Origin of the sequence: Paenibacillus sp. GCM10027630, assembly GCF_042676305.1 — a bacterium.
Lineage (GTDB): Bacteria > Bacillota > Bacilli > Paenibacillales > NBRC-103111 > Paenibacillus_S.
This window is the reverse complement of record NZ_JBHTGY010000046.1, coordinates 21,774-30,150: the sequence shown is the minus strand read 5'-3', so window position 1 is coordinate 30,150 and position 8,377 is coordinate 21,774. Positions and strand designations below refer to the sequence as shown.

Below are 8,377 nucleotides of genomic sequence, written 5' to 3'. Positions count from 1 at the left end.
ACCACTTTCCAAATTATTTACTATATTATATCAAATTAACGCGGTGAATTGGTGAATTATATTAAAGAAAAAAAAGACTGCCGAGACTTTCTCGACAGCCTGAGGTTTTCCCGCTAATTGGAACTGATGTGTGTCTGAGGGGGCTGCATCTTTGAATGGTGATTGGTCGAACGAATAGGCTCTAGTGGAACCTCGCTGCGTGGTGATTGGTCGAACGAATAGGCTCTAGTGGAACTTCGCTGCGTGGTGATTGGTCGAACGAATAGGCTCTAGTGGAACTTCGCTGCGTGGTGATTCGTTGAACGAATAGGCTCTAGTGGAGCTTCACTGCAGGGTGATTGGTCGAACGAATAGGCACTAGTGGAACTTCACTGCAGGGTGATTGGTCGAACGAATAGGCTCTAATGGAACTTCGCTGAATGGTATACAAATAGCGGTAATTCAAGCTTGGAGTCCCGGAGCTTCCTCTTTAGTCGGCTCGAAACTTGTAAAACACGCTTTAAATACTCATTAATTTACAGAGTATTTTCCATAATTACTATAAAAATCTAACCGGAAAGGAGATGGACGCAATGAGTATACGTATACAGCTAGATCAAACCGCATTGGTTCAAAAGCAGTTAAAAAATGAATTGCAGCATGGAGAGCACCATTCAAATCATTCAATTCATTTTAATCATCCAAATCATCCAAATATTTCATATACCTGCAGTAGCCTTTGTGCATCATTACCCTCTCCTTTTTTTGAGCAAGAGGGGCTGACCTGACACATTCAAATTAGTGTGTATCAGGAATAGGATTCCAAGGCTGCTGCATCACAGTGGCTTTTCTTATGCCTTTGTTGGCAGGGAAGAGCGTGTGAGCGAGCAGTCTTTTTATTTTCTGGGGAGAAAAGGCAAACGCGGCCGATTATGAATCGGTAAGAACAGGTTCGATTCCTGTTGTTCTCCCCCAATTATTTTATATGGATAGGCGAAGTCATAGAGGCTGCTGCAATTTCGGTGGCTGGCAGACATGCGGTTCACTCCGTCCCTATCCGTCCAGCCTTATGAAGCTGTGGAGAAGTGGGAGTTCTCACCGGTTTGTCAGACCGGAGGTCGCGGGTTCAAGTCCCGCCAGCTTCACTAATTGTTTGCGAAATGCAGCCGAATGGCGTCGATCGAGTAATTTAATTGAAGGGAGATTCGCGAATGCCCATTTGTATAAACAGACGAGGAGATATTTTTGAACAATTTATTGAAATTCCAGAGGAACAGATTGAGTCGTGCAGCCTGCAGTATCCGCTAACCCATGCATTGATTGTTGCCCGTAGTGTTAATGGTTTTTTATTATTGTATAATACTTGGAAAAAGCATTGGGAGCTAGCAGGCGGCATGCTTGAAGAAGGAGAAAGCCTTCGGGAATGTGCACTCAGAGAAATGCTCGAAGAAACGAATCAAATTCCTGATAAAATACAATTTATGGGCTTGATGAAATTCGTGCTGGCCAGTGGCAGAACTGAATATGGAGGCTTGTACTGCGCTTTTATTGAAAAAGAAAGACCTTTTGAAGAAAATGCCGAAGCAAAAGAAATTGTGTTCTGGGATCAAGCTGCTCCTATTGGATATATAGATGAAATTGATCAACAGTTGTTAAATTACTATCCGCTCCTTCGTTAGGAAGCCTTCGATTCCCGTGGTAAGAAGTCAAATTATCATTGCTCATCAGAAAGGAGGCAGCTTACAATGTCCGAATTTACCCTCAAAATACAAAGTGAACTGCTGCGTATCGAGCGCGAGGAGCAGGTGAGGATAGTGTATGCTTGCGAATCGGGAAGTCGGGCATGGGGAATTGCGTCCCAGGATAGCGACTATGATGTGCGGTTTCTATATGTCCGGCCAATAGATTGGTACTTATCGATCCTGGAAAAGCGGGATGTAATTGAACGTCCTATAAGCGATCAGCTTGATATCAACGGATGGGATTTGAAAAAAGCACTCAATTTGTTCAGCAAATCGAATCCGCCGCTGCTGGAGTGGCTGGAATCGCCAATCACTTATGTGGAGCCGTATACGGTAACGCAGCAAATTCGGAAGCTTGCTCCGCTAACCTTCTCCCCGAGGTCGAGTATTTATCACTACTTGCATATGGCAAAAAGAAATCATAGACATTATCTCCAAGGTGAGGTCGTACAAATTAAAAAGTATTTTTATGTGCTCCGGCCTATACTTGCCTGCATGTGGACCCTGGAGCGGGGAAGTATGGCACCGGTTGATTTTGGAGATTTGATCTCGGGGCTTCAATTAGAGCCTGCATTAAAGAGGGCGATCGACGCGTTAATTATCCGTAAAAAAGCGGGCGAGGAGTTCGATTTGGAGCCGAGGGTTAATAGGGTTAATTATTTTCTGGAAAAGCAGATAGCTTCCATCGAAGAAGTGGCCAATCAAGCGCCAACCGGAGCAGAGAAGCAGGAGGATGTACTGGATGATTTGTTCAGAATGGCTTTGCGGGAGGTATGGCAGCAAGCTTAATAGGCTCTACACTAAGGCGGTCCCGAACTTGATGAAAGCTCGTAGCCGCCTTTTTTCATCTTCAAAAGCTTTGATAAATGCACCCCAAAAAGCTTTTTTTCATCCTCAATAGATCTGACAAATGCTCCCCCAAAAGCTTTTTTTCATCTTCAGAAGCTCTGACAAATGCTCTCCCAAAAGTTTTTTTTCATCTTCAGAAGCTCTGAGAAAAGCTCCCCGAAAGGCCTATTTTTCATCTTCAGAAGCTCTGACAAATGCTCTCCAAAAAGCTTTTTTTCATCTTCAATAGCCTCGACAAATGCTCCAAAATAAATGCCAACCTGTATGTGACAAGCGTCTAGGTTAAAATGAACAGTCCTGAATACTCTATTATACATGCTGCATGAACAGAGAGGAGGGACAATTTCATGCGACAAGTCGCTAATAAATGGACGAAATTCGCTATCCTACTTCGTCATCAAGGCGTATCCAAGCATATTCCTGCTATGAGGCATTTTAGCGCAGCAAATTTGCAGGATATGCTAAATCGATACCCTTTTGTTGTAGCAAAGCCTTTTGTTGGAACTGGTGGGCACCGGGTCGTAAAAATTCAAAAAGCACAAGGTGGCTATTTATACCACTATTATGGAAATCAAATAAAGGTCAAATCCTTGAAAGGGCTTGTTAGCGCATTAAATCGGATTCGCTCCGGCCGATCCTATATGCTGCAGCAAGGTATACAACTAACTACAATAGATGGCAGGCCTGTAGATTATCGTGTTAAGCTGGTGAAAACCGGACGCTCCTGGAATATAAGAGCGATAGTCGGCCGGCTTGCCCGTCCAGGTCTGTTCGTGACCAATCTATGCAGAGGCGGTACGCTGCTTCAAGGATCTCATGCCCTTCGGCGGACTTTTCCTGCAAGGATGGTTAAGTCGAAAAGAGACACGATGTGCGGAGTTGCACGAACTTGTACATTTCTGTTGGAATCCCGCTATCCGGGTATCGGGGCGCTCGGGTATGATTTTGGGATAGACAAGAAGGGCTCCGTATGGATTCTTGAAGTCAATACAAAGCCTCATTAACAAGCAGCTAAAATCAGTCCATGCCAAAAAAGCTAAGCCCGGCCGCATCCCAGCGGTTTGGTCTTAGTCTTTTGGTGTGAACGGTATCCGGTTCATATTCATCCCCAGTTTAATTCCATTGCGTGGCAGGATTAATCTTTTCGCTTATAGAACAGCCGGGATACTGCAACGCCGATGATGCCAAGCCCGATAAACAGAACGGCGCGGACGGCGGTTGAGACATCAGGAAGATCGGCGAAAATAATTTTCAACAGAGTGACGAACAAGAGGAGAATACCCGCAAGGCGGACCTTTGGCTTGCCTGTGACAACACCTGTAACAATGACTCCAATAGCATAAAGAACCCACACGGCTGAGAGCAGCAAATGCTGTAAATCGATAGACAACGAACGTGTCAGGACTTGGGTAACCTGGGTGATGAATATAAGGAATAATACGGAATCTATCCACAGCAAGCTGTTCTTGTAACGTTTGTGCCTGTCGGCAGTACCTTCCGGCAGCCTTTTTAGAAATTCATACAGTACGGCAAACGAAGCTAACAGCACCAGCCAAGCTATCGTTTCAGCCGAAAGGATAGCATCAATGGGCTGAGCCCATACACAGAACATTCCAAATAAATAGGCTAAGGCGCCTGTTATTTGCTGGAGCTTGCTTTTCAGCGTAATACCCAAGATGATCGCTAATGTGCCTTCGACCACTGTTGCAGTGGATAGATGCTCTGCTTCAAGCACATGCACCAACCAGAGGAACCAACCGAAGGTTGCTATGGCCAGATGGGTGGTTGCGGTGTTCTTTTGCTTGACGAGCCAATAAGCTGTAATGCTGTAGACAAGGGCACAGGACGCTACAATAAGGCGATAGATGTAAGGATCGTCATTTCCAAACAAGCCGTACATCCAAGCCGCGACCAAGCCAAAGCTGAGGAACAGGGAGACCGGTCGGTTAGCTTGCTGAGCTCTGTTCCATCGGAAGGAAGACAGGGCAAACAGCAAAGCATGCTGAAGCAGTACGGCAATCATAAGAGCGTATCGGCTACCTGGATCATCACCGATCAAGCTGCCGATTAGCAGCGGCACATGTAAAACGAAGAAAGCGGTATAATACGCTACTCTATAAGCATAGCGATGAGCTAACAGGATCATTGCGATGGAAAACACGGTTTCGTAGGCAGTGAAGGTCCAAATGTTTGGTTTGGCGCTGTCCACCAGAAACGGGATCAAGTAGCCTGCAAGCATCATGATAACGGAAAGTGCTTGTGAACGGTGACGCAGTGCCGTCCACAGGCCAGCGCCGATGGTGAGTACATAAAGCATAAAAGCAAGCCAGGCTGGAATAAGTACATACAGCATATGAGCAGCGGCTAACGATAGGAGCAGTACGGCGACGGAGCCTCCGAGCAGCACCTGCCCGAGCGAATGGCGGCTTTGGCGGGTTTGTTTTTCTCCTTGCCAGTACATGAATGCTGCCGCCACAACGCCTAATATGCAGCGTACTGGCTCCGTAATAATGCCTGCGCTAACGGCAGCAGTGAAGCCCCATACAACGCCGATAAGCAGAACGGCGATAAAAATTCGGGGAAGCCAGACTCTCGCAATCAGATGCTCCCAGTCTGTCTTGGGCTTGGGAGGCTTGGGCTGAGGCGCCGGAGCCTGAAATGGGTTGGGAGCTGCAGGCGTAACAAGCTCCTTATTTACAACAGTCTGCCCGCTGGATACAGAAACAGGCTTTTGCGCTGCTGCTGGGCTCCCCTGCTGCAGCTCCAGAAGCTGCTGCTCGAGATAAGCCACTTTCTTTTCCAAATCCTCGACACGGGTTGCCAAATGATCATTTTTATTTATTTCTTCTCTACCATCTCTATCATCTCTGTTATTCATGTCGTCATCCTACCTCATTTCATTAAGGCTTCTACTAATTATTGCCATTTGTCTTTGTGACGATTATATCACAGGCTTAGCTAATGGTTCCTTACATTTTAAAATGATAAGTTTATCACCATTTTTGCTAGACAGGACCATTCTATCATTGCCAGCTGTTCTTCCAATATGGTAGATTTTAATGGAACATGATGGAAATTATTGACGGGAGACATGTAAATTGGAGAGATGGAAGAAAGTAAGCAAGGGCTTGATGAGAGCTACAGCGGCGGCCCTGTTGTTAATGACGGTGGCGGGGACAGGAGCGTATGCAGACGCTTATACTGACCAATCCTCAATACCATCGGTCATTCAGAAGACAACTGCCTCTGTGGTGGCTATTATTGGTAAGCCGAGCAACGGTAAGGATTCGGGGGGACGGGATCGTTATGACCTTGCCCACGGTACAGGTGTTATAGTAGAAAGCAATGGATCTATTCTTACTAATGCACATGTGGTTAAAAATATGCGTAATATCAATGTAGTAACTTCGGATGGCAAATCCTATCCAGGCAAAACGACCCATTATGATGAAGAAAGCGACTTGGCCTTGGTTAAGATTGATGCAACCGGACTAACTCCGGCGACATTCGCAGCACCATCGGACATTAAAGTCGGAGAATCCGTAATGGCAATCGGAACCCCCCTATCTTTTGCGCTGCGAAACTCAGTAACCTACGGGATTGTCAGCGGTATGGACCGCTCGGTTCAATCCAAATATCAACTGATCCAAACGGACGCTGCGATTAACCCGGGCAACAGCGGGGGGGCGTTGGTCAATATGAAAGGGCAAGTCATCGGCATTAATACGCTCAAATATGTTCAGTATGGTGTGGATGGCTTGGGCTTTGCAATTCCAATCGATACTGTGCAGCATGTGTTGGAGCATTTCCGTAAATACGGTAAAGTTGTACGTCCAACTCTTGGCCTGGAGCTTGGGGAAAGCTGGGAAGCGGTGGTTGGCTTGCCAACTAGCAACGGTTTGGAGGTAACCTATGTGGAGCCTGATTCTCCGGCTGCCAAGGCAGGAATTAAGCAAGGTGATGTTCTGTTAGCTATCGACTCCAAACAGACACGCAATTTGGTGCAATATAATGAAGCTTTGAAAAACTACCTACCCGAGAAGAAGGTGCGCTTAACCTTACAATCCGGCAGCTTAACCAAAGAAGTCGATATTGTGCTGGCAGAGGATCGTTCCCATTCAACTAATGTTGTGCAGGATGCCGACGGCTCTTATATCGATGCGGATCAAGGCAAAACTCAGATCGGCGACAGCCATTTTGGATGGTCAATGAAATATCCGGCTGGGTTGATTAAAGCTGATCAATCCCAGGGAGACGATAATATTTTCCTCGCTGATGCCAAGGGTGAATTTGCTATCAATATTATTGTTAAGGAGAAGCAGAGCGAGGATCTGTCACCGCTAGGTTTGTTGAAGAAATTAGGCGGACAAGCAAGCGACACGGTACTCGAAAAGCGATATATCGAGAAGTCTCCGCAATCTTATGCTTTATTGGTCGGAAAACGCGATAATGATGGTGGCTATTATCAAATTCGGGCCTTTTTAAAGGGAGATAAAATTTTTTATGTAATGCTGCTGGTTGATAAAGAGGATAACTACAATAACGAATTTAAACGTAATAGCTATAATGATCTTCTTGATACATTCGTTCTGTCCTTCGATTCAAACAATACGGCTTTAAAGGATATATCTGCTTATAACACGGGGAATACTGTGACAACGGACTACGGCTTAACCTTCGATGTACCAAAGGAATGGAGCAAGCGAGGCTGGGGTCGGGATATGAATTTCGCCAAAGAGGATGGGGAACAATCGTTATCCATTAGGGTAACCTCAGCGGCATCCGGTGATACGGTTAAGGATTGGACGGCAAGGCAGGAACGCTTGTTCACAGATAGCTATGTTGCAGGGTACCGTGAGATGCAGGACCTCAAAGAAATAACAGTCGGTGGTGTGCCGGCACTTGAGAACCGTTATGCAACAACCATGGGTGATAAATGGCATCAGTATCATGTAATCTACATCATCAAAGACAAGTATAAATACGAATTGAGCTTTTCATTCCCTAAAACCTCCAATGCTGTAGAGATGGATGAGTTAATCGGGAGTTTCGTGAAATCCGTGCATTTTTCCAAGGAAGCTGTTAATAGCTCGCTCGGATTTATTCAAGATGAGGAAGATATGCTGGATAAAAAACGGACTGTAACGTATACGAACAAAAAATATATGTATGCCTTACATGTTCCGGAAAGCTGGAGTGAGAGTTATCAAAGCGAGTTTGACAGCCCGATGAAGCAGTTCAACTTTGAAGGCGGCAATCTGAGTGTATCGGCTGATGACCGGTCCGGCTTGGACGAAGTGATCAATCGGATTGAGCAGGAGCATAAGAAAAACGCTGAAGCAGACGCAACTTATAAATATGCTGTGACGGATGAAGCGATGTTTGAAACAACGGTAAAAAAATTCTCAATCCAATACAAGAGCAAAAATGTCCCTTATACGTTAAACGAGTATGTATTCAAAAAGAACGATATTATCTACACTCTTCGTCAACGTATTAACGATGCCGTTAAAACGGATGAGCAGTGGCAGCTGTTAGAGAAAGCTTTGCTGTCGATCCGGTTTACTAACAAGTAATATCGATTTCTAATCATTTCGTAAAACGCGCTCCACGAGCAAGGAGGTCTTCTATTACAAGGGGCCTTCTCCGGCTTGTGGGGCGTCTTTTTGCTGTATTACTTACCTCAACCCAACTAGGTTATGAAAATGTAAGCTCTTACGTAATGGTTGATTTGTTTTTATAATAAGTAGGAGACAGAAATTTCAGATAAATTGACATCAGCCAATAAACCTAACTGGGGAGGAATT

Annotated in this window: 6 protein-coding genes and 1 tRNA gene; 6 read left to right on the top strand and 1 reads right to left on the bottom strand. The window is 45.3% G+C overall.

The genetic code is table 11. The annotated features are described in order from the left end of the window. The first annotated feature begins 572 nt into the window (after nt 1-572). The 5 genes from ACFQ0C_RS22645 to ACFQ0C_RS22625 all read left to right on the top strand — a co-directional run bounded on the left by ACFQ0C_RS22645 (nt 573) and on the right by ACFQ0C_RS22625 (nt 3,574). Nucleotides 573-767 carry a hypothetical protein gene (locus tag ACFQ0C_RS22645; RefSeq protein ID WP_379369835.1) on the top strand — a complete coding sequence of 65 codons (195 nt, stop codon included), beginning with the start codon at nt 573-575 and terminating at the stop codon, nt 765-767. A 283-nt stretch (nt 768-1,050) separates the two neighbouring features. Then, nucleotides 1,051-1,124: transfer RNA gene (locus ACFQ0C_RS22640), tRNA-Asp, on the top strand. Nucleotides 1,125-1,190: 66 nt separating this feature from the next. Next, nucleotides 1,191-1,658: an NUDIX domain-containing protein gene (locus tag ACFQ0C_RS22635; RefSeq protein WP_379369833.1), complete on the top strand. Its 468-nt coding sequence runs from the start codon at nt 1,191-1,193 to the stop codon at nt 1,656-1,658. Between the two features lie 66 nt (nt 1,659-1,724). Then, complete coding sequence (locus ACFQ0C_RS22630) at nt 1,725-2,510, top strand: nucleotidyltransferase domain-containing protein (RefSeq protein WP_379369831.1); 786 nt, start codon at nt 1,725-1,727, stop codon at nt 2,508-2,510. 407 nt (nt 2,511-2,917) lie between these two features. Then, nucleotides 2,918-3,574 carry a YheC/YheD family protein gene (locus ACFQ0C_RS22625; protein WP_379369829.1) on the top strand — a complete coding sequence of 219 codons (657 nt, stop codon included), beginning with the start codon at nt 2,918-2,920 and terminating at the stop codon, nt 3,572-3,574. Nucleotides 3,575-3,705: 131 nt separating this feature from the next. Here the strand turns inward: ACFQ0C_RS22625 and ACFQ0C_RS22620 are convergent, their stop codons facing one another. Continuing rightward, on the bottom strand, nt 3,706-5,448 hold the full coding sequence (locus ACFQ0C_RS22620; protein ID WP_379369827.1) for a DUF2339 domain-containing protein: 1,743 nt from the start codon (nt 5,446-5,448) through the stop codon (nt 3,706-3,708). A 220-nt stretch (nt 5,449-5,668) separates the two neighbouring features. On the opposite strand from ACFQ0C_RS22620, the gene ACFQ0C_RS22615 reads away from it, so the two are divergent. Then, the gene (locus ACFQ0C_RS22615) at nt 5,669-8,146 is read left to right on the top strand and encodes a S1C family serine protease (RefSeq protein WP_379369824.1); all 2,478 of its coding nucleotides are present in this window, start codon (nt 5,669-5,671) and stop codon (nt 8,144-8,146) included. Nucleotides 8,147-8,377 lie beyond the last annotated feature (231 nt).